Consider the following 23903-nt stretch of genomic DNA (forward strand, 5'->3'; position numbering starts at 1 on the left):
ATGGTTCATGTATTAATCGTCGACGACGAAGTGCACGCCGTGAGGGGATTACAGGCTGGCGTCGACTGGGACAAGCTCCATATTGGTACGGTTCATACAGCCCATAGCATGAAGCAGGCTCAGGAGATCTATGCAGCATCCCCGGTTCATTTGATGATCTGCGATATCGAAATGCCGCAGGGCTCCGGCATGGATTTATTAAGCTGGGTTAGAGAACATTATCCTAGAACAGAGACGATATTTTTAACGTGTCATTCCGATTTTTCGTATGCGAAGCGTGCGATCCAATTGGACAGCTTTGAGTACTTGTTGAAGCCTGTGGATTACGAGGAGCTAGAAGATGTGATCCTGAAGGTTTTGTCCAAAATAAAAAAAGATCAGGAGCTTCATTCTTTCGAAGAAACGTATAAGCATTATTATCAGTTATGGGAATCCCATCAGCCATTGATGAAAGAACGCTTTTGGCAGGATCTGATCCAACAATCGATTCCCTCCAACCCGGAAAAAATTACGGAGCATTTACAAAAGTATAATGTATTGTCTTTGAATGCCATGCGGTTTGTGCTGATTATGATACGTGTGAGGCGTTGGCATAAGAATTTGAATCAGCGGGATGAACGCATTATGGAATATGCGTTGAAGAATGCCGCGGAAGAGAACATTACGCGAAACAACACGTATACAGCGATCATCTCTCCGGAAAATGGATGTTTGTTGATCATGGTTCCTTATGAGCGCCAACATCAAATGAAGGAGCTGCGCGAGGCATGCGAGGAATACGTGCAATCCTGCAATCAATACTTTTACTGTGATCTATGCTGTTATATCAGCGAACCTGCCTCGCTTCATGAAGTCGTACCCATGGTGAGCAGGATGAACGATTTGGATCGAGACAATGTCTCCGTGGTAAATGAAACCATCGTGCTTTGGGATGTGAAGAAAGGAGCGTCCAAGGTAGAGCTACCATCTTTGAATGATTGGGCAGAGTTGATGAAGCAAGGGTCTAAGGAAAAGCTGCTAAACGAGGTTAAGTTATTGTTCCAATTGTTAAGAGAGACCAGAGAAGGAATTGGTGCTCCGCTCTTGCACAGCTTCTATCAGGATTTTCTCCAAATGCTTTTCTTTGTTCTTCAAATGAAAGGATTACAAGCGAATAAAGTATTTGCAGCTAATCTATTCACGGAAAAGCCGGAATTGGTACTGAGATCTATAGCCGCCTTGGAAGAATGGGTGCAATATGTGATAGAGGTAGCGATGAATCAGATCCATTCGACGGAAGGGAGCATGTCGGTCGTTGAAAAGGTGATACAATACGTTGCGAATCATATTTCCGTTTCGGAATTATCAAGGGATGATATCGCAGCACACGTATTTTTAAACCCGGATTATTTGACACGGGTATTCAAGAAGGAAACGGGCTTATCTATTTCCGACTATTTGCAGCAGCAGCGGATCCAATATGCCAAGGATCTACTTGCAGGCTCGGATAAATCCGTTATCGAAGTTGCGCTGTTGGCGGGTTATTCGAATGTTTCTTACTTCTCGACGCTTTTCAAGAAAGCGGTTCGTATGAATCCCATTGAATATCGAAAGCAGTTTGAGAAAAGATAGAAAGACTCCGCCCTAATCAACATAGGCGTGGGGTCTTTTTTTTCAAATAAGTCGGATAATCTAAAGTGGAAAGTCGTATTCGTGGTGAGCAGCCTAGTTCATCTTCTTCTATACTTAAGCTATACAAGTGAAGGAGATGACATCGGGATGAATACCAAAGCGGAAGTTCTATACGAGAGCGCGGCGATAGGAAGGAAGTCGAGTACGTTGCAAAAGATGTGGAAAACGTTTAAACGTTACCGTGCGCTATTTTTAATGGTCTTGCCTGGCATGATATATTTGATAATTAACAATTATATCCCCATGTTCGGGATAGTGATCGCATTTAAAAATATAAACTACCGCAAAGGGATATTCGGAAGTGATTGGGCTGGTTTCAAAAATTTCGAATATTTGTTTAAAACGGCCGATGCTTGGGTTATCACACGAAATACGCTTTTGTACAATGGGTTCTTCATTATCATTAATTTGGCTCTGGCTGTGGCTGTTGCTATTTTACTGAATGAAGTGAAAAATCGATTTATGTCCCGCTTTTACCAGAGTGTTATTTTACTGCCTTATCTGATTTCTATGGTTATTGTTGGCTATTTGGCACTTGCGATGTTGAATGTAGAGAATGGATTCCTTAATCATCATATTTTACCGCTGTTTGGCTTGGAACCCATCTCATGGTATTCGGAACCGAAATACTGGCCCTATATCTTGACGCTCGTGAACATTTGGAAAAACGTAGGTTACTTATGTATTATCTTTCTGGCTTCTATTGTCGGAATCGATCACGAATATTATGAAGCAGCAACATTGGACGGTGCGAACAAATGGCAGCAAATCCGGACAATCACACTTCCGCTTCTAGCACCTACAATTATTGTCATGGCGTTATTGAGCATTGGACGTATTTTCTATTCGGACTTCGGTTTATTCTATCAGGTGCCTCTCAATTCAGGGCCGCTTCAGCCAACGACGGATGTTATTGACACGTATGTATATCGAGGTTTAATGACACTGGGTGACATCGGAATGTCTTCAGCGGCTGGATTCTATCAATCAGTGGTTGGCTTCATACTCGTGCTTATATCGAACTTTATTATTCGCCGGAAAAGCCCGGACCAAGCCTTATTTTAAAGAAAGGAACGTGCTCTCATGAAATCGAACCACATGAATCAATACATCGTTAACCTGCTCTTTATTATCTTGGCTTGTGCCTGTATCTTCCCGTTTGTGCTGCTTATTATGGCTTCCTTTACCGATCAGAAGGCTATTATTAACGAAGGTTATTCGCTCTTTCCGAGTAAGTTAAGTTTGGAAGCGTACAAGTTTATGTTGAAGAGCGCCGCTTCTTTGTCCCGCGCTTATGGCATTACTATATTCATCACGGTTATCGGAACTGCTGTGGGCCTCGCAATCTCGACTATGCTTGCTTATCCATTGTCACGAAGTGATATGCCACTTCGTAAGGTCATGTCGTTTCTCGTATTTTTCACGCTTCTCTTTAACGGCGGGCTTGTATCATCTTATCTTACTTACACAGAATTTTTTCACATTAAAAACACAATCTGGGCACTTATCATTCCAGGTTTGCTAACGAATGGCTTTTATATCTTGTTAATCCGAACGTTCTTCAGTACGTCGATCCCGCCTGCGATTATTGAATCGGCTTATATTGATGGCGCTTCCGAATTCAAAATCTTTTACCGTATCGTGCTTCCGCTTTCGCTGCCGATTTTAGCTACCATTGGACTGATGCTTGGTATATCGTATTGGAACGATTGGTTTAATGGGTTGATCTTTGTAACCGACAGCAAGCTGTTCAGTATTCAGAATATGCTCAATCGGATGCTTAGCGATCTTCAATTTCTGCAGAAGAGTAATATGACCAATACATCGCAAGCTGTTTCGAACATCCCGACGGATTCGATTCGCATGGCAATCGCCGTTATCGGAATCATTCCGATCTTCTGCGCCTATCCATTCTTTCAGAAATTTTTTGTCAAAGGTCTTACGCTTGGCGCTGTTAAAGGATAAGAGCCGGGGCTATTCTTGAATCTTCGGATTCAATTAGCATAGATCAACAATCATACTTGCCATATTAGGGGGATAAAAAATGGAAATGAAATGGAAAAGAGTAAGTGGACTGCTAAGTGTTGTTCTGGCGTCAGCTACCTTGCTGTCAGCTTGCGGAAGTAGCGATGGTGATAAAAAAGCAGCAACGGGCAGCGCGCAGCCGAACAATGCCAAGCCTTACGAGATTACAATGGCCTATTTGCAACTGAATGATATGCCTGATACGAATCTGGTAGCGGATGCAATCAGCAAAATTACGAAAGAAAAAATCAATGCAACCGTTAAGTTAGTACCTATCGGTATTTCCGCTTGGACACAACAAACGAATTTGATGCTGGCAGGAAATGAGAAACTCGATCTGATGGTTTCTTCCTCACTTATAGGAAACTTTGGCAGTCAAGTTGCCAAAGGCCAACTGGAACCACTTGATGACTTGCTGAGCAAATATGGAAAAGGCCTTGTAGACGTAGTAGGACAAAATTTGATTAATGGATCCAAAGTTGACGGTAAAGCCTACGGGGTTCCGAGCCTAAGGGACATTGGTTCCGACAATGGACTCATTATGAGAAAAGACTTGGTGGATAAGTACAAGATTGATTTGAGCAAAATCAAAACTTGGGCGGATCTGGAACCGGTGTTCCAAACAATCAAGGATAATGAGCCGGGACTTGCGCCATTGGTTCAGCAATCCAACACCTTACTGCCTGGAACGAATATGTACAACTCCATTGTGGATACATTAGGCGATAACCTAGGTGTCATTGCAGACCCGGGTAATAGCACCAAAATTGTGAACCTGTTTGAAACGAAGGAGTTTACGGATAGTGTAGCCATGGCTCGCAAATGGTATCAAGCCGGTTACATTAATAAGGATATTGCAACTTCTCAAGAAGCGGGAGCCAATCTGGTCAAAGCCGGCAAGGCATTCTCCTATACATCCAATATGAAGCCGGGCTTCGAGCAGCAAGAATCGAATCTGACGGGGAAAGAAATGGTTGCTGTTCGTCTGACGAAGCCATTGCAAACTTCCGTTTCTATTACTGGCTTTATGATGTCCATCACCAAGAATAGTGAAGATCCTGAAAGAGCTATGCAATTCATGAACCTCATGTACACCGATAAGGACATCGCTAACCTGATCTCTCTGGGCATCGAAGGAAAGCACTATGTGAAGAAATCGGGTAACATCATTGCACTGCCGGATGGCGTCAAGCAAAGCGGATACCAATTCAACCAATGGGAAGTCGGAAATAACTTCTTGACCTATGTTTGGGAAGGTACGGATCCGAAAATTTGGGATCTGACAAAAGCGCATAATGACAATGCAATTAAGTCGAAAGCAGTCGGCTTCACATTTAACGTAGATCCAGTTAAAACAGAAATCGCTGCAGCTACTAACGTAATCAATCAATATAAAATTGGGCTGGAGAGCGGTACGTTAGATCCGGCTTTGACGGCCGAATTCAATACAAAGCTCAAAACTGCCGGTCTTGACAAGATTATCGCTGAGAAACAAAAGCAGATCGATGCTTGGGCAAAAGCTGCAGGAAAATAAGTTTGATCTTGAACCGTACTCTACAACAGTGGGGTACGGTTTTCACTTGTAAATCTGGATAGTGAGAAATGGGACGATCTAGCTATGAAATGGTTAGGTAAAAGCTTTGAAACAAAATATATACCTCGGGAGGAATAACGATGAATTCGAAAATTAAAGAACTAATTTCCAAATTAACGCTGGAGGAAAAGGCCGGCTTATGCTCGGGTTTGGATTTCTGGCATACCAAAGGTATAGAGCGCCTTGGAATCCCGTCACTCATGGTGACGGATGGTCCTCACGGCTTACGGAAACAAAAAAAAGACGCTGATCACCTTGGCCTTCACAACAGTGTGCCTGCTACCTGTTTTCCATCGGCTGCAGGCATGGCCTCTTCGTGGAATCGGGAGCTAATCGGCAAAGTCGGCGAGGCACTGGGGAAGGAATGCCAGGCGGAAGACGTTGCGGTACTTCTCGGCCCGGGAGCCAATATCAAACGTTCACCTTTGTGCGGCAGAAACTTCGAATACTTTTCGGAGGATCCGTACCTTTCTTCGGAAATGGCGGCAAATCACATAAAAGGCGTTCAAAGTCAGGGTGTTGGCACCTCGCTCAAGCACTTTGCCGCGAATAACCAGGAGCATCGGAGAATGTCCGTTGATGCCATCATTGATGAGCGGACACTGCGGGAAATCTATTTGGCCAGCTTTGAAGGAGCTGTGAAGCAATCACAACCGTGGAGTGTGATGTGTTCTTACAATCAAGTCAACGGTGAATATGCTTCGGAGAACGCGTTTTTGCTGACACAGGTTTTGCGGAATGAATGGGGTTTTGAAGGCTTTGTTGTTTCAGACTGGGGTGCGGTTAACGAGCGCGTAAAATCTCTTCAGGCTGGATTAGAACTGGAAATGCCTTCAAGTGCTGGCATCGGAGATGCCAAGATTGTTGCGGCAATTAGAAACGGCGAGCTTTCAGAGGAAACGCTGAATCTTGCGGTCGAACGGATGTTGACCTTCATTTTTAAGGCTGCAGATAGCAGTAAGACAGACGCTGTTTACGATACTGAAGCACATCATCGGTTGGCTCGAGAAGCTGCGCATGAAAGCATGGTGCTTCTCAAGAATGAAGGGGGCATCCTACCGCTTCGCAAGCAAGGGAAGATTGCTGTAATCGGTGAATTTGCCAAGAATCCGCGTTACCAAGGCGGCGGCAGCTCCCATGTCAATCCGACCAAGCTGGACGATGCGCTTGAAGAAATGATGAGTGTGGCAGGAGATGCGGCACAAATCAGCTATTCGCAAGGCTACAAGCTGGATAGCGACGATATCGATGAAGATTTAGTAAGGGAGGCCAAGGAAACGGCGGCGAAGGCGGATGTCGCGGTCCTATTTGTTGGACTGCCAGATCGGTACGAATCGGAAGGATACGACCGGACGCATATGGCCATTCCAGTCAATCATCGCGCACTGATCGAAGCAGTGGCAGAAGTTCAAAGCAACCTCATCATTATCTTAAGCAACGGCTCGCCGGTTGAAATGCCTTGGATCGGCAAAGCGAAAGCGGTGTTGGAAGGATACTTGGGAGGTCAAGCCTTTGGCGGTGCGGTAACAGACTTGTTGTTTGGACTCGCGAATCCGAGCGGTAAGCTTGCGGAAACGTTCCCTGTGAAACTAAGTGACAACCCTTCCTTTTTGAATTTCCCGGGTGAGGGCGACAAGGTGGAATATAAGGAAGGCGTATTTGTCGGTTACCGGTATTACGATACGAAAGAGATTGAGCCTTTATTCCCATTTGGGTTCGGTCTCAGCTATACCAAGTTCGCATACAGCGATCTGCGGGTAGACAAATCAGCGATCAAAGATAATGAGACGGTTACCGTTCAAGTGTCTGTGAAAAATACAGGGAACTATGCCGGAAAAGAAATCGTTCAACTCTATGTAAAGGACGTTCAGAGCAGTGTCAATCGTCCGCAAAAAGAACTGAAAGGCTTCCAAAAAATCGAGCTTCAGCCAGGAGAACAACAAACCGTTACCTTTGTATTGGATCAAAGGGCATTCGCTTACTACAACGTGCAAATCGGCGATTGGCATGTGGAAACCGGGGCATTTGACATCTTAATAGGAAAATCTTCGCGAGATATCGATCTTCAAACAACGATTGAGGTCGAATCCACGGTCACCCTCCCAGGGACCTATAATCGCAACTCACTAATCGGCGACTTGATGGCTAATCCGCTCACGGTCGATAAAGCGAAAGAATTTATTGGGAAATTCGGCTTTGACGCTCTCTTGGGCGATAACCCAGATATGCTGATGGCTATGATGAGATATATGCCGCTGCGAGCAATGATTGGGTTCGGACAAGGGCAATATTCCGAAGAGATGTTGGCTGACGATTTAAAGTACTTGAACGCCATCTCGGAAAGAAATATAACCGTTAGTACGCGATAAAAGGGGGGACATGCATGGTTAATCTGAAAGCAAAACCGTTTCATTTAGACGAAGAAGCGGTTCAATGGGTCAACGAAACGTTACGTGAATTATCTTTGGAAGAAAAGGTGGGCCAACTGTTCATTACCGTAGATCTTCCGTTTGATACTGGGGCCAAAAAGGATTTGCTTGGTATTCGCCCAGGGGGAGTCCATGTATTTGGATTTTCCCCTCATGCAACGAAGCAGCATCAGGCGGCTTTAATCCGTGACTTGCAAAAGCGCAGCAAAGTACCGCTGCTGGTTTCCGGCGATCTTGAGAACGGGGGTCAAGGCGGGGCAGCCGATGGAACGAACCTTGCGTCTAACATGCAGTTGGCTGCGGTAAACGATCCGGACCTCGCAACCGCGTTTGGAGCAGCAATAGAAGCTGAGGGTTACGCTATGGGGTTCAACTGGGTGTACGGACCGGTCATTGACATCAACTACAATTATCAAAATCCCATCGTCAACATCCGCGCATTCGGCGATACGCCAGGTATTGTTGAACAGACTGCTCTTCCCGTTATGAACGCTATTCAGAAGAACAACCGGATGGCTGCCTGCGTGAAGCACTGGCCTGGTGACGGCATGGATGACCGAGATCAGCATAAGGTGCTGACGAATAATACGTTAACGATGAAAGAGTGGCGCGAGGCCTACGGCCGTGTATATAAATCGGCGATCGAGAACGGGGTCAAGACGGTCATGAGCGCTCACATCGCGCTGCCATGCTATTATGAAGAATTGGGAATCACGGACGTAAGAACCAAACATACACCGGGATCCTTATCGTACGAATTGAACACGAAGCTTCTGCGTGAAGAGCTCGGGTTTAACGGACTTATCGTTTCCGATGCTACGTCGATGATTGGTATGACGAGCTTTGGCCGACGTAAAGATATCATTCCGCAATGTATAGCGTCAGGCGTTGACATGTTCCTGTTTACGAATGATATGCATGCTGATTTTCAGGCTATGCTTCAGGGCGTCCATGACGGCGTGCTCACGGAGGAGCGGCTGAATGAGGCGGTTACAAGAATACTGGCTCTGAAAGCTTCACTTGGTCTTCACTTGATTCAGGCGGAAGAAAGGGATCTTGACGTGGTAGGTTCAGATGACCATCTGCAGCTTGCAGCTGAAATAGCTAGTAGATCGGTAACGTTGGTTAAGGACACTCAGGGCCTTCTACCTCTAACACCGCAAAAGCAGAAGCGTATTTTACTATTAGCTGCTTCGGATGAGGCATCCTTTTTTGCCGATAAGGCCGCAACGGGGGACGAGTTTGCCCGGATGCTGCGTGAGGAAGGCTTCACGGTTGTTCGAGAATATAAGGTAAAAGAAGAGGGCAATGAAATAGACGCTATTATTTTTCTTGTTCAGAAATCACCTGGATTCATGCAAAATTCCATGCGTCTCTCACCCCAGGAGACAGGAGGACTCTTCAAATGGTACCCTACACAGGTGCCGACCATGTTTATCTCGCTGGGAAATCCGTACACGCTCTATGAACTTCCGTCAATGCCTACGATGATAAACGCATATAACGCTACTTTGGCGGTACAAAAGGAAATTATTACATGTATGATTGGCAAGCAGCCGTTTCGAGGAGAGTCTCCAATCGATGCTTTTTGTGGTCTTGAGTGGGCCAAGTTATAGGGCGAAGTGGTGAATCTGAACTGTAGGGTACTCATAACTAATATTAGCCTTACGAGAAATCGTAGGGCTTTTTGAATTTTCAAGGTATAGTAGAAGATTTACACCTATGATAATATTGAAAGAAAATGTCGATCGTTGACGAAATGGAGGTGAAGTTTTTGTCGCGGATTTGGCATGATGGAAGAAATGAAAGGATGGTAAATAAAGATGAAAACGTTTTATGACGAATTGAACAGTCTGCAATCCTATAATTTTGCCGATAGGTATGTCAGGAGGGGCGTATCACATGTACAATTTACTCATTGTCGATGACGAAAAAGAAATCCGTGAAGGCTTATCGGTAATCCCATGGCACACCATGGGCGTGAAATTAATGGGAAGCGCTAAACACGGTCTAGAAGCGTTGCAATTTATTTCGGAACACCCTATAGATATTGTATTGACAGATATTCGGATGCCCTTTATGGATGGGATTGAATTAATGACTGTATTGCTGCGGAAACAGCCGTTCATTCGAGTCATCATTTTATCAGGCCACAGCGATTTTGATTATGCACAAAAAGCGTTGAAAAATGGTGCCGTTGATTATTTATTAAAACCTACCCAATTTGACATTCTTTTTCAAACTTTCGAGAGATTGGTTCACAAATTGGATGCTGAAAAACAGGAGGAACTCAGAAAATCCGTTCTTGTTCGCAAAGAAATGCTGTTGTCCAAGCTTCTTCGGGAAGACTTTCTATCCATGTTATGCAAGAACAGGATGTCGGCGGAGGATATCGAGCTGGGATGTTCGGAGAGTGAAATTTTATTCGATGGCCTCGAATATACAATTGCGTTGATTCGGCTTGATCGGATATCTTTAAACGCAAATGCGGTGTCAGATCGCGAACTGAAGCTGATTACTTTTTCTCTGGATAATATTTTATGCGATATTTGGGATGTGCAGGGATCAGCTTATCATCTTGTTAACAAAGAAAATGCAGAATTTTATTTGATTACCGCGAAATCTTCGCCTAAACACGACTTCATGCAAGTCAAGCAGCAGCTATCCAAATTTATGGGGCTATTTAAGTCAACCCTTTCACTAAGCATCGGAAAATCCGTACAGCAAATAACAGAGATATGGAGTTCAGCGCAATCTGCCAAGCAACTATTGGATAACTCACCCGAGGAAGACAGCTGTCATGCGTACAACGCACCTACACAAGATGAAGAAGGCTACACCACACCTGTTAAAGAATCATTTCCTGTAAAAATAACCATCGAAAAAAAGAAAGACAGCCTGGCTGTACAACAAGCCAAACAATTTATTAAGCAAAATTTCCATCAAAGTATTACTTTAAAGCAGGTCGCCAACGAAGTATATGTAACTCCCGGCCATTTGAGTGCGCTTTTTCGAGAATCCGGGGAATCGTATTTGCAATTTTTGACATCCCAACGTTTGCATAAAGCGATTGAGCTATTAGCAGATGTTCGCTTTAAAATATATGAGATTGCTGAATTAGTCGGTTATTCCGACCAAGCTTATTTTTCGGAGATTTTTAAAAAACATACGGGAAAAACGCCGATGGAATTTAGAGAGGCATCCAATTCGTAAAGGGGCTTTAGATATGTTGGTCAACCCTTATTTCAGCAAGCTTAGTCCCACACGCAGACGTATCATTATTATATCTGTCATCCTCACGGTATTAGCGCAAATTGTGCTTCTTAATATTGGTCTGTCTTATGTGAATAATACGAATCATTCTGTCCAGGAAAAAAGAGAGACACATGTATCAAACCAATTTTACAAAAATACATTGACACAGCTTGGCGAACTAAGCAATTTGATGCAACTGCTGCAATCCCCGGATTTTAGCGATTTTTTTAAAGGCGCTATGAATGTCCGGGACGAAGTAGCAGTCACTCAGCAAAAAAATGATTTATTGAGTAAAATGAACGAGCTGCATTTATCAACGAAGATGGTAGAGCGAATTTATTTTATCGGCAGTGATATGAATCAATTGTCTTTGAGCAAAGATACAGATCAGACGTCTTTTAAGGAGTTCCCTAATCTGAGAATGGATTTGCTCCAGGAAGCTAATATAGATCATATTTTTTTGAGAGATAATAACCGTTTGATTCATTATTCGCAAAATGACTTCGAACAACTTCTTACGAACAAAAAAGCAAATATAATTGATGAAAGAGAAGCGGAACTGCGGGAATTCACGAATGGCTTGACGAATAAACTTGTGATTTCGAACGGAAATATGAATGGCGTGCTTATCATAATGGAATTAAATAAGGATTTCTTCCGGTCAGGATTGCCTGAAGTGTATTCCGACGTCTATCAATTTTCGATTATTAACGATAAAGAGGAGCTAGTCTGGTCATCCGTTGCTGCCCAGCAAAAGTCAGCAGACAATACTCAATTAAATTGCCAAGCATGTATAAAGTTGGAAAAAGAATTAAATCCATACCCCTATCGTATCATTTTTAAGCAAACCTCAGATTTTGTCCTCTTTTCTAAACAATCAATTTTATCTGCTTTTATTATATTATCTTGTCTAACTGCACTAGTTACCTTTTTGATCAGTTATTTTTATACGAAAAAAATATTTTATCCGTACCTGGTGCTAACTAATAAAATGAAAGATCAGGCACGGTCAAATGAGCTGATTTTAAAACACATCCCGGACGAGTGGGTAAAAAAAGGATTAAATTCACTATCCCTTCGCAATAATCTGATTGTCATCTTTTCGATTGCCGTCATTATTCCAACCCTTTCGGATGGCTTATTATATTCGCGGGTTTTGAACCAAGCCGTACAAAGCCAAATGAATACTATGGTTCATGAGGTGGGGGATTTTATGAACGTATCGATCCAAAACCGCATGATTTTCATGAATCAGCTGATTAACCAGTTATCCGTAAGCACACAATTGCAAGGATACCTTACCACACAACAGGATCAGGGTACTCTGCGTCTGGTTGGCTCGCGGAATATACAATCAACCATAAATTTGTCCATGTTCCCCGGGTTGAATGAGGTCAATTATTTTGTCTTATTTGATAGCAACGGGCAAAGTTTGTATTCATCTATTTTCTCAAACAACCCCGAGATGTTTAAAATCGAAAGGGATGATTTGGCGGATACAGATGGTCCTTATTGGATTTCCGGTTATACGGATGTGTTCAATCACATCACACCGGCGATTGTCAAACGAATTTATTATTGGCATAAGGGCAATATAACCCAAAGTTTTTTGTTGCTGGTTCCAAGAGATTCATTTTTGACAGAGATTAGTCCGCTGGAGTCGGTTGTTGGAATTAAAGACCCGCAAGGCAAGCAAATTTATTCGTTCCATCCCTATTCTACCGAATATTCGAATTCTTTGTTATGGTCGGGCCGTATACCAGACACGCAATGGCAGTTGAACATTGAATATTCCTATGAAGATATCGTGCTCAAAAACAGTCAATATTTTTATAGATTATTGTTAATAATCGTTCTCATTCTAATATTGTCAATAATAATTTCGTTTATCATCGCTTCTTTTTTGCTAAAGCCTGTCGAAATGCTGAAACGAACGATGAGGATCGTTGGCGAGGGTGATTTTAGTCAAGTGATGAGCTATGGCGGGAATAATGAGATTGGTGAGATTATTCGAAGCCATAATGATATGGTTCTAAGATTAAATAGCGTAATTCGCGAAAATATGAAAATGATGGAGGAGAATGCGAATAATATTTTAAGGGAAAATGAATTGCTGTCTTTAAAGGCCCAAGCAGAGTTGAAAATGCTGCAGGCGCAGATTAATCCTCATTTTCTATACAATACACTCGAAGCGATCAACATGCGCAGCATGAAAAACGGAAACAGTGAAATAAGTCTGATTGTCGGTTCGTTGGCCCAAATGTTCCGCTACAGTGTAAGCAATGGGGTTGGGAAAGTGCCGCTTGCGAAGGAACTGAGCCATGTACAGAACTATATTTCCATTCAACAAATCCGATTTGGCGATCAATTCACTTATGAATTAGAGGTCCCTGAGCACTTAACTCACTTTGCAGTGGTCAAATTTATCCTTCAGCCGATTGTCGAAAATTGCTTGAAGCATGGTTTGGCAGGCTTCGAAGAAGGCGGGATCATACGAATAAAAGTACTACAAAAGGATGAGTTCATGTTTATTGAGGTTAGTGATAATGGTATTGGCATGGATAAGGATAAAGTAGTATGGGTGAATGAAGAGATTCAGAGGAGCATGGATAATCAAATCAACGGATACGAGAATCAAGGCGGCATCGGACTGAGTAATGTGTACCATCGTCTCCAGTTGTTCTACAAAGAACAAGCAGCCATGAAGGTCAGTAGTAGTCCAATGAAAGGAACGACGGTAATTCTTTCTTTTCCTCTCTATCAGGAATAACCGCAAAATACCATAGAAGTCGTCATTTTGTCGGATTGAGGGCTCATTCTGCACAGAATATACTATAAATAGAGAGAAAGAAAACGCTCTCAATACAAAAAAATCAAGGGGGTTCTACATTGAAAAAGAATTTTGCAAAACCTTTCGTCCTCATTCTCTCCACTGCATTGTTGTTATCAGCTTGCAGCAGTGCAAAACCTGATAACAAGACTTCTGGGAACGCAAGTGCTTCGCCTAATGTCCAATCGACAAATAGTACTAAGAGCAGCGATCCTGTGACTGTACGTTTCAACATGGGTGACGGTGAAATTACCAAGGACCAAATCAAAGATTTTGAAACGGCAAATCCGAACATTAAAATTCAAAGGGAAGATGTAGATACCACGAAATTAGCAGCTCAATTAGCAACTGGCGAAGCGCCGGACATTATCCGGATAACGGGTGTAAACGATCTGCCGTCCTATGTCATTCGCGGCATTGCCATGGATTTAACCAAATATATTGATACAAGTACAGTGATAAAGAAAGATGATTTTGTTCCTGCGGTCGATGTTTATCGTTTTGACGGCAAGGTACAAGGCCAAGGTTCTATCTATGGCATTCCTAAAGATTTTTCTACGGATTTCTCGATATGGATCAATAAGAAATTGTTTGCTGCAGCCGGCGTTGAAATCCCGAGTGAAACCGTTCCTATGACGTACAATCAACTTTTCGAGACTGCGAAAAAATTAACGATTAAAAATGGCGATACGATTACGCAATATGGTCTGGCAGGTGGAAAAGGAGAAGCGGATTTACCCTTTCTGATGGATTATTTATTAAGTAAAGGTGTAAGGCTTTCCACAGAAGATAACAGTAAAATTGATTTTACGAAACCGGAAGTCAAACAAGCCTTACAATTATGGGTAGATGGTGTTAAAGGCAACTATGGACCGAACCAGGTCAACCAAGATAAAGCTGCGTGGGGCGGCGAATCCTTTCTGGCAGATAAATTGGCCATGTTTCAAGCCGGCTACTGGTTTTCAGGTCTGCTGCGCGGCGATGAAAAAGCAAAAACGCATTTAGACGATTATGTGATGCTTCCTGCTCCAATAGCTGATGGCGGAACACGCGTATCTCCTACGGGGTCTGCAACAGGCGCCATTATAAATAAGGCTACAAAACATCCAAATGAAGCTTGGAAAGTATACGAATGGTTCTTTGGCGGGAAACCGGCGGAAGATCGTGCGAAAAGCGGTTGGGGCGTTCCGGCTTACAAACATCTCCTTGCGATGATCCCACAAGAAACCGCTTTTGACAAACAAACCTACAAAGTGCTTCAAGATGAATTGAAATACAGTGGTAAATTTATTGAAATGAATCCGTACTTGTTAAACGGAGACGCACTTTTGAAGAAGCAATTAACGCCAGTCTATTTTGGTAAAGCAACACTGGATGAAGCGATGAATGCCTTAAATAAAGATGCTAACAAAATTATTGATGAAGCTAAAAATGTAGCAACAAGCAAATAAATAATGCATGTATATCGAGGGAGAGTTTAGTTGTGCTCTCCCTCTTAAATAAAGAGGAGAGAACCTACAATGAATACACCTGCTCTGAGCGCGACAACGGATGGAAAGAGCAAAGTTCGTAAGGGAGTAAGTGAAAAGACGCGCCGTACGGCGGCATTTTACTTGATGATTTCGCCGTGGTTCATCGTTTTTTTGATTTTTGGGCTATATCCTTTACTCTACGGACTCTATTTAAGCTTTACCAATTTTGTCGGATTTAACATTAACCATTTAAAAATAGTAGGGCTGCAAAATTATAAAAATGTTTTCACAGATACGGATGCCATGTATGCTTTAGGGAGAACATTTTATATTACTATCATATCTGTGCCTATCTCAACACTCATTGGTTTGCTTCTGGCGTTGTTATTAAATCAGAAAATTAAAGGTATGGGGATTTATCGGACGATTTTTTATCTTCCGTCGATTGTACCCGTCGTTTCTATAGGTTTAATGTTCCGATTTTTGTATGCGGACAAGGATGGCATCCTCAACAATATTTTAAAATTTCTCCACCTTCCCACATTAAACTGGTTGAGCTATGATCACGCCACCCTTTCATTGCTTATTATGATGCTATGGGGAGCGGGTGGTTCTATTTTAATTAATCTTGCCGGATTGAAAGGCATCTCGAAAGACTTGTACGAAGCCTCATCCATTGATGGCGCCTCTGCTTTTAAACGGTTTATAAGCATTACAATGCCTTTAATGACTCCGGTTATTTTCTTTAATGTGGTTACGGGAATCATTGGTGTGTTTCAAATGTACATTCAACCGATACTTTTAACAGGGCTAAAGTTTTTAGATGCTCCGATCCGCCCCAATTATTTGTATGCTGTACATGCCTTCCAGCAAGTTTTTGCCTTTCAACGGTTTGCTTATGGGATGGCTTTGTTATGGATCATGTTTATCGTCATTCTTCTGCTGACGATTGTTGTCTTCGCAACAAGCAAATATTGGGTCTATTATGAAACGGATCAGGAGGGATAGAAGATGGAGAACACAGGATCAAGTCGATTCGGTCAATATTTGGTTTATGCTTTATTGCTCGTATTTTCTATCATATTTATCATTCCACTTTTTCTAACCTTTTCCAATTCATTAAGTGCATGGTATTCTATACCGGGATTTTTCCCGCAAGGCTTTCATATCGAAAATTATAAGTTTGCGACAACCATGATTGATTTTTGGAAATATTTAAAAAACACTGTCATTATTTGCGCCATTTCAGTCGCTACGACGACTTTATCAAGCGGGATGGTCGGGTATGCTTTTTCACGGATTCAAGCGCCCGGTAAAAAGTTTTTGTTTATGATTGTCTTATCGACGATGATGGTGCCTGGCATTGTGACACAAATCCCGACCTTCATTTTGTTTCATAAATATGGTTTGCTCAATACGTTTTATCCTTGGTTGATTTGGGGTCTTGGCGGCTCGGCATTATTTATATTTCTATACAGACAATTCTTTTCAGCGATTCCCAAGGAATTGGAAGAAGCGGCAAGGATAGATGGCTGCTCGATCTTCCGTACGTATTGGAATATTTTTCTCCCGCTTTCGCTGCCTGTTATGGCAACTGTTTCAATTATGAGCTTTCAAGGCTCATGGGGAGATTTTATCGGTCCGTTCATGTTTCTGAACGAATCCAATTATCCGCTAGCCGCTGCGTTAGGTACAGTTGGCTATACACTTCCGGGAAATGCGGCTGTTGTTATCCAGCAAGTCGCAGCAGCTGCATCCGTTCTGTTTATGCTGCCGGTCGTTCTATTATTCTTTATCGGTCAACGGTTCTTAATTGAAGGCGTTGTCACTTCTGGTGTTAAAGGGTAGAAATTGGAAATCTTTCATGCTGCGGTGAGGCCGTTCTGTTACTTGCTGCTGTTTATCGTCGCGACCTGAATTGGTTTGGCGTAACGCCAACGAAGCTTTTAAACTGGCGCATAAAGTGGGTGTCGTTCTCGTACCCGCGCATCTTCGAAATGGCAGCTATGGATAACGAGCTGTTCTGCAAAAGATACTTGGCATACTCGCGTCTACCGTTGATCATGTCCGAAACTACGGAACACCCGCCGAACAGTTCCTTATAGATATGCTGGAAATACGACTTGCTCAGATTGATGCGCGAAGCAATTTTCTCTACCGTCAAATGGGTTTGACGAAATCTCCGGAACCCGTCTTCCAAACGAACGAAGAATCCGGACAATATGGCCCAGGCCACAACTGCTTCACCATCTCGGAAGATGGTTCGGCCGATATCCTGGTCTACCATTCCCGTGACTATAAGGACATCGTCGGCGATGCGCTTTTCGATCCTAATCGTCATGCACGTGCCAAAGTATTGGATTGGAACGAAGAGGGGTTCCCAGAATTCGGCGAACCCGAGTGAAATGCTGTAAGGAGGAATTCATTCTAATGGAAGCCTATTTATTCGTACATTTTAAGGAAAAGAAAACACCTGATGGGGAGCAAGTATATTTTGCGCTCAGTACTGATGGCTTTAACTGGGAACAGGTAAACGGCGGTCAACCCGTTATCTGGAGTGAAAAAGGTGATAAGGGAGTTCGGGACCATACAATCGTGCGAACGAAGTACGGCAAATTTTATATCCTTGCCACCGACTTGAGTCTTGCCAACTGTTTGAATACCAAGTACAAGGGAAGCTGGGAAAACATCGTCAGAGAGGGAAGCAAATGCCTTTCCTTGTGGGAATCGGACGACCTTCTGAACTGGTCGGAACAAAGAATGATCGAATTAGGCGATGAGGATTTCGGCTGTCTTTGGGCACCGGATGTGATTTATGATCATATCAAAAATGACTACGTCATTCACTGGTCATCGGCTCATGCTTCCAATAATTACGAGAAAAAAGCTATCTATTACTCTCGAACAAAGGATTTTGAAAGCTTTACTAAACCGCAGTTGCTGTGCCGAAAGGAAGACAGCGGGGTTATTGATTCTGCCATCTACGAGGAAAACGGCATGTACTACCGATTCTTGAAAAGCGAAGCAAACCCTACTGGGATTATACTGCAAAAGGGAGAATCTCTTACCGGTAACTACACTACAAACGAGGCTTTTAATGGGGAAATGGCAAAGCTCGGCCACACCGCCTATGAAGCGCCTACAGCGTATAGGCTGACGAATGGTAAATGGTGCCTGATGTTGGACTTTTTTGGTGTCGAGGGAGAAGGGCAGGGCTATGTTCCTTTTATAGCAGATGAGATTGACGGTGGACTCTTTATCCGGTCGGATGAAAGCTTCAGCTTCCCTTACCGCTTCAAGCATGGAACTGTACTTTCAATAACAATGGAAGAGTACCACAGGATAAAAAGCGGGTATTAACATAAAACGACATACGATGTTGAAACACGGGTAAGGATATGGAAGATTGATTTCGAGCGAAACAATCGGTTTGTATTTTAGGATGTATAGTTGGGGATTTAGAAGACCGGGACTCCGTGGACAATAGGGGGTTCCGGTTATTTTTAATTTCATTAAGATTTACACCTATGATAGTATTGAAAGAAAATGTCGATCGTTGACGAAATGGAGGCGAAGTTTTGCGAATGTTAATGAAATGGATAGTTACTCCAATCGATTATGTAAAACGATCTTTTTATAGGAAAATGTTGCTCTCTTTCTTCACGATCATCATTATTACAGTGTTAAGTCTGGGGATCAATTTCTATGTTCAAACCTCTGAGGATATAAAGAAAAATGCGATATCCAATATGGAACGCCTGACGGACCAATCCGTTCAAACGATGGAATCCCATATGGATTACACGAATAAAGAAACATGGAATCTCTTTAGGGATACGGATTTGCAGTCACTCTTGAAAGATTATTCCAAGAACCCGGAGAAAATGAGCTATTTTACGTTTAGAATTATGGACCTTGCAAACAATAACCCATTCATCGAGGCCATCGTCGTCCGTGATTCGAATGGTTTAAGCAAACTGACAGCCGGAGTCTCCCGTTATTTTACAAACCTTAACCAGTTGGCCTCTTTTGAAAAAGAATTAGACAGAGTGAGTAAAATAGCGGTTCAAAACGATGGTAAAGGGGCCTGGGTTCTTTCCAACACGTATGACCAGAAGAATCAACCTTATCGAACAATAGCTTACACACAAGCACTCAAGGATGTATTTGGGGATTTTCAACCGATTATCGGGATGCTGACGATACAATTTTCGAATGAAAAGCTGCAGGAGTGGATAAAATCCCTTAAATCGAATGATCAAGCCGATTTTTATCTGATCAATAAGAAGGATGGAACGATCGTGCTTGGCCCTGATCAATCTTCTACTGGAAAACCGCTTTTCAATGAACAGAACTTTTCTGAAATCGAAAAAGTGCGTCCCGAACCTTATTTTTTTATAAATGAAGATAAAGGACAAACCTTGATTGTTTACAAGAGCTTTATAAATTCAGACTGGATGTTGGTTGGGAAAGTGCCTGTGAACGTGCTCCTTGCCAGGGTCAATTCCGTGGCCCAAAGAACGATTCTGATAGGATTTATCGCTTTACTCGGCACTATGCTGTTTGCCGGCTTTCTTTCCTCGCGGGTACTCGTACCGATAAAGCGCTTAAGAAAAGGAATGCGACAAATAGAGACAGGTAATTATAATATCTCTGTACCTGTTGAAACCAAAGATGAGATCGGTTACTTTTGCCAAAGCTTTAATCAAATGACTCATCGAATCAATCATCTGGTTGTACAAGTTTATGAAACGGAGTTGCTGAAAAAGGATGCTGAAATTAAAGCGCTGCAATCACAAATGAATCCGCACTTTTTGTATAATACGCTTGGCACGATTGAGAGCTTGGCACCCGTTCAAGGTGAGGGTCAGATGATTAGTGTCATGTGTCGCTCTCTTGCCAGAATGCTTCGTTATAATATCAATGGGGCAAGCTTCTCTACATTAGGAGAAGAAATTGAGCAGCTTGAAGTCTATTTATCGATTCAGAAAATCCGTTATGAAAGCCGGCTTGAGTATAACATTATTGTCGATCCTGAACTCACGAAGATGAGAATACCCAAGCTCTTATTTCAGCCCATTGTGGAGAATAGCATTATCCATGGCATAGAGCGTTCGCGAAAAGGCGGGACGATTCATATTGAAGCGGTATCGATGGATGAGCAGGATGCCATGATTAGGGTGACGGATAATGGGGTCGGTATGGATCCGGACAAACTCAAAGCTTTACAGCTTAGGCTAAATACGTGGTCAGCATCCAGTTATTCGGCGAACAATCAACAGACTTCGATTGGAATGGTTAATGTTCATGCCCGCTTAAAACTATTATACGGAGAACAATATGGCGTAGCCATTGAAAGTGTTTTTGGCGAAGGCACGCAAGTCACCATCCGATTAATGAAATAATGGATTGAAGGAGCGAGTTCGAATGAACTTTAAAGTACTGGTTTTGGATGATGAGCCCAAACAACGCAAAGGGATTATTGCGAAAATTAACATATCTGGATTACCTATTACCATTGTAGGTGAAGCTGGTGATGGCATTGAAGGACTTGAGTTGGCTCTCCGCGTGCAGCCTGATATTGTGATTACAGATATTCGGATGCCCGGAATGGACGGATTAGATTTTATAGAACGGGCCAAAGAGCTCAATCCTGAAATCGTATTTGTTATTATTAGCGGATATAGTGATTTTGATTTTGCCAAACGGGCGATAAAGTACGGCGTATCCGACTATTTGTTGAAACCTATTGATGAGGCGGAGCTGCGCAGCAATTTGGCAAACATCATATTGAAAATGGAAGAGATGCGGAAATCCCGATTAGAAATGGAAAAGTTGAAGCAAGATAAAGAGACGAATCTGGAAAGTCTTCGCCAGCAATTATTAACGAGAATGGTTCAAGAACCCAAACAGTCGGCTTCCTCACAAGAAAGCATAACGACGGTATCTGATATTATAGAGAGATTTCCCTACATTTTGGCCATCGTACTTGTGTTAGAGCCGTACCAGCTTCCACATTATTCATTTCGTACGGGCGATGAACATCTCATCCGATTCGCTATCGAAAATATGATGTCGGATCAAATGAAATTGGCGGGCAGAGACGGAGTTATATTTCAACACGCTATTCACCAGAATGAGATGGTTTATATTTTGGGAGTCGAGAATCTAAATGAAAATACCGCGGTAAAAGAATGGCTCACAGGCGTTCTTTTTGGAGTGAATCATTACATGCGTCTGGAAGTGACGATCGCCATTGGCAGTATTGTCGATAGCTTGGATAAAATGCAGAAATCATACCAGTTAGCCAAATTGTCGCTTCGTAATAAAATCATTAGCGGCGCAAATAAAATTTATGATTATGGCTGGATTCAGAGCCATACGAACTCGAGAGAACAATTCATGAAAGAGAAAGATGAAGAACTGCTGTTTAGTCTTCTTCATGAAGGGAATGAAACGGCATTACATCGATGGATTGCGCATCGTATTCAGAGCCTTGTGGACTTCCCGACAGCTACTTATTCTCAGCTAGAATGGTTCTGTGCAGATATGTATCTTCTCTTAAGGAAATATCTATTGGAGAAAACAGAGGATACCAAGTTGGTTATTGGGGAAATGGACGATCTGCACTATTGGCTGCAAAATCTAACGAGTTGGCGTGAAGCTGTCCATCAAATCCAAAGTCAAGTTACCAATATCATCCATTTCTTAAACAAAGATCATCCTGTTAAGGATGTCATGGATGAGATTAAGCAGTATCTGGTTATGAATTTACATGAAAACATATCCCTGCAGTCCATTGCAGAACGTTTCTTTATTCACCCTACTTATTTCTCTAAACGATTTATTGACAAGTATGGCCAAGGCTATTCTGATTTTCTGACCCAGCTGCGGATGGAAAAGGCGGCTGAATGGTTACGGGAAACGAATATGAAGGTTCAAGAAATAGCGGAGATGGTCGGCTTTGAGGGCGCGGCGTATTTTAGCAGTGTTTTTAAAAAATCGCAGGGCTTATCACCGAAAGAATACAGACAAACGCATCGACAAACAGAATTGTAAGGTGTTAAAAATTTATAACTTTCATTGAATTATTTGTAGAATAACCTTGAATTATTGGATTCTAACCATCTTCCGTTCATCTTATAATGAAAACGTAATCAAGAATATCTCAGGGGGATTGAAAAATGAAGAAAAAACTTAAAGTAATTGCAGTCGCTCTCTCTTCCGTACTTTTGCTTAGTGCATGTGGCGGCAAAACAGCCACTACAAGCCCTAGCAGCAGCCCTGCTGGCAAGGAAGCAACAGAAACGCAAGCAGCTGCTTCAGCTAAACCGGTAGAAATTACAGTATGGGATAAGCCAGCTGCTGATGATCCTGTAAAACCATATCTTGAGAAACAGTTTGCAGCGTTTGATACGAAATTTCCGAACATCAAGGTGAAGCATGAAGAGCTTGCAACAGGAGGTAAGGATCGCGAGCAATATTTGACAGCAATGGCAGGTGGGCAAGGACCAGATGCAACACCGAATAATCCTTACCCTGATATGGAAAAATATATTAAGCAAGGTTTTGCATTAGATATTACTGATCGATGGAATAGTTATGCGGATAAGGGGAACTACATTCCTTCTTCCATGGTAGCTGCAACAAGGGATGGAAAGGTCTATGGCGTTCCTAAAGATATGTATGTAACACCTTTGGTCTATAATAAAAAGCTTTTTAAAGAAGCCGGTCTTGATCCTGCCAAGCCGCCTGCGACATGGGATGAATTTGTTGATGCGGCCAAGAAATTAACAGACCCAAGCAAAGGTCAGATTGGCTATGATATTTTGGGAATGGATTGGGCAGATTGGTTTTTTGAATATTATGTTTGGCAAGCCGGCGGGGATCTCACCAAGAAAAATGATGACGGAACAGCTACGTTGACCTTCACTTCAGATCCTGCTGTAACTGCGCTGCAATTCTACAAAGACTTAAAATGGAAGCATAAAGTCGTGCAGAAAAACGTTGTACAATCGCTGGACGACAATAACAAGGATTTCTATACAGGACATACGGGAATGACCGTTGGCTGGGTGGATTGGTTTACTGCTAAAGGGATGGATATTAAAGATATCGGCGCTATGCCGTTTCCTGCTGGCCCATCTGGTAAATCGCCTTCGCAAGTCGGAGGTGCCTATTGGACAATTAATGCGAAAACAACGAAAGAGAAGCAGGATGCAGCTTGGACCTATATTACATTCATGTCTTCGAAGAACTTCTACGATGGTAGATTGAATTATATCAAAGAAATTGGCCAATTCCCTAATTTGCTTAATTTCCGTTCAGATCTGGACACCTCAAAGATTTATGATGGTATCCCAGTTGATATTGTTGACAACATTAAGAAGGCTGCTTCAGATACACATCTAGAGTATTTCTTAAAGGACCGTCTCAGTAAGTACGTCGTTGGCGCGATTCAAAAAGTGCTGCTTGACCAAAACGCAGATCCAAAAGCCGAGCTTCAAAAGCAACAAGACTTGGCTCAAAAAGAAGTGATAGACAAATACAATGCAGAAGTAAAAAAATAAATAGAAACTGTAGAAATCGGGATTCCCTTAAGGGAATCCCGATAACTACCTAAAGAG

General features: G+C 42.6%; 16 protein-coding genes and 1 pseudogene. 16 read left to right on the forward strand and 1 reads right to left on the reverse strand.

Going from position 1 to position 23903, the window contains the following annotated elements:
* From AC58P7_RS08200 to AC58P7_RS08250, 11 genes are all read left to right on the forward strand, one after another.
* Positions 1-1611 carry a response regulator transcription factor gene (locus AC58P7_RS08200; protein WP_497341639.1) on the forward strand — a complete coding sequence of 537 codons (1611 nt, stop codon included), beginning with the start codon at positions 1-3 and terminating at the stop codon, positions 1609-1611.
* Between the two features lie 216 nt (positions 1612-1827).
* Positions 1828-2736, forward strand: a complete 909-nt coding sequence (locus tag AC58P7_RS08205) for an ABC transporter permease (protein WP_497342043.1) — start codon at positions 1828-1830, stop codon at positions 2734-2736.
* A gap of 33 nt (positions 2737-2769) precedes the next feature.
* Entirely contained in the window at positions 2770-3636 is an 867-nt protein-coding gene (locus tag AC58P7_RS08210) for a carbohydrate ABC transporter permease (RefSeq protein ID WP_497341641.1), read from the forward strand.
* Positions 3637-3715: 79 nt separating this feature from the next.
* Positions 3716-5230 (forward strand): ABC transporter substrate-binding protein, encoded by a 1515-nt coding sequence (locus tag AC58P7_RS08215; protein ID WP_497341643.1) that lies wholly within the window; start codon positions 3716-3718, stop codon positions 5228-5230.
* 140 nt (positions 5231-5370) lie between these two features.
* A complete protein-coding gene (locus tag AC58P7_RS08220) occupies positions 5371-7659 on the forward strand; it encodes a glycoside hydrolase family 3 C-terminal domain-containing protein (protein WP_497341645.1) in 2289 nt (762 codons plus the stop codon).
* Positions 7660-7673: 14 nt separating this feature from the next.
* On the forward strand, positions 7674-9335 hold the full coding sequence (locus AC58P7_RS08225) for a glycoside hydrolase family 3 protein (RefSeq protein WP_497341647.1): 1662 nt from the start codon (positions 7674-7676) through the stop codon (positions 9333-9335).
* 286 nt (positions 9336-9621) lie between these two features.
* Positions 9622-10932: a response regulator transcription factor gene (locus tag AC58P7_RS08230; RefSeq protein ID WP_497341649.1), complete on the forward strand. Its 1311-nt coding sequence runs from the start codon at positions 9622-9624 to the stop codon at positions 10930-10932.
* A gap of 13 nt (positions 10933-10945) precedes the next feature.
* Positions 10946-13744, forward strand: a complete 2799-nt coding sequence (locus tag AC58P7_RS08235; RefSeq protein ID WP_497341651.1) for a sensor histidine kinase — start codon at positions 10946-10948, stop codon at positions 13742-13744.
* Between the two features lie 119 nt (positions 13745-13863).
* Positions 13864-15255: an ABC transporter substrate-binding protein gene (locus AC58P7_RS08240; RefSeq protein ID WP_497341653.1), complete on the forward strand. Its 1392-nt coding sequence runs from the start codon at positions 13864-13866 to the stop codon at positions 15253-15255.
* 69 nt (positions 15256-15324) lie between these two features.
* On the forward strand, positions 15325-16284 hold the full coding sequence (locus AC58P7_RS08245) for a carbohydrate ABC transporter permease (RefSeq protein ID WP_497341655.1): 960 nt from the start codon (positions 15325-15327) through the stop codon (positions 16282-16284).
* A 3-nt stretch (positions 16285-16287) separates the two neighbouring features.
* A complete protein-coding gene (locus AC58P7_RS08250) occupies positions 16288-17124 on the forward strand; it encodes a carbohydrate ABC transporter permease (protein ID WP_497341657.1) in 837 nt (278 codons plus the stop codon).
* Between the two features lie 52 nt (positions 17125-17176).
* Here AC58P7_RS08250 and AC58P7_RS08255 read toward each other — a convergent pair whose 3' ends face one another.
* Positions 17177-17512, reverse strand: coding sequence for a helix-turn-helix domain-containing protein (locus AC58P7_RS08255; protein WP_497341659.1), 336 nt, complete (start codon positions 17510-17512; stop codon positions 17177-17179).
* On the opposite strand from AC58P7_RS08255, the pseudogene AC58P7_RS08260 reads away from it, so the two are divergent.
* The 5 genes and pseudogenes from AC58P7_RS08260 to AC58P7_RS08280 form a co-directional block, all read left to right on the forward strand.
* A pseudogene (locus AC58P7_RS08260) lies at positions 17450-17680 on the forward strand (family 43 glycosylhydrolase); the annotation flags it as partial. The gene AC58P7_RS08255 and the pseudogene AC58P7_RS08260 sit on opposite strands and share 63 nt — an antisense overlap.
* A gap of 26 nt (positions 17681-17706) precedes the next feature.
* Positions 17707-18636: a glycoside hydrolase family 43 protein gene (locus tag AC58P7_RS08265; RefSeq protein WP_497341661.1), complete on the forward strand. Its 930-nt coding sequence runs from the start codon at positions 17707-17709 to the stop codon at positions 18634-18636.
* A 224-nt stretch (positions 18637-18860) separates the two neighbouring features.
* Positions 18861-20681, forward strand: a complete 1821-nt coding sequence (locus tag AC58P7_RS08270) for a cache domain-containing sensor histidine kinase (protein WP_497342045.1) — start codon at positions 18861-18863, stop codon at positions 20679-20681.
* A gap of 22 nt (positions 20682-20703) precedes the next feature.
* On the forward strand, positions 20704-22335 hold the full coding sequence (locus AC58P7_RS08275) for a response regulator (protein WP_497341663.1): 1632 nt from the start codon (positions 20704-20706) through the stop codon (positions 22333-22335).
* Positions 22336-22460: 125 nt separating this feature from the next.
* Positions 22461-23846 (forward strand): extracellular solute-binding protein, encoded by a 1386-nt coding sequence (locus AC58P7_RS08280; RefSeq protein WP_497341665.1) that lies wholly within the window; start codon positions 22461-22463, stop codon positions 23844-23846.
* Positions 23847-23903 lie beyond the last annotated feature (57 nt).

The organism is Paenibacillus sp. J22FR5, from assembly GCF_059691975.1.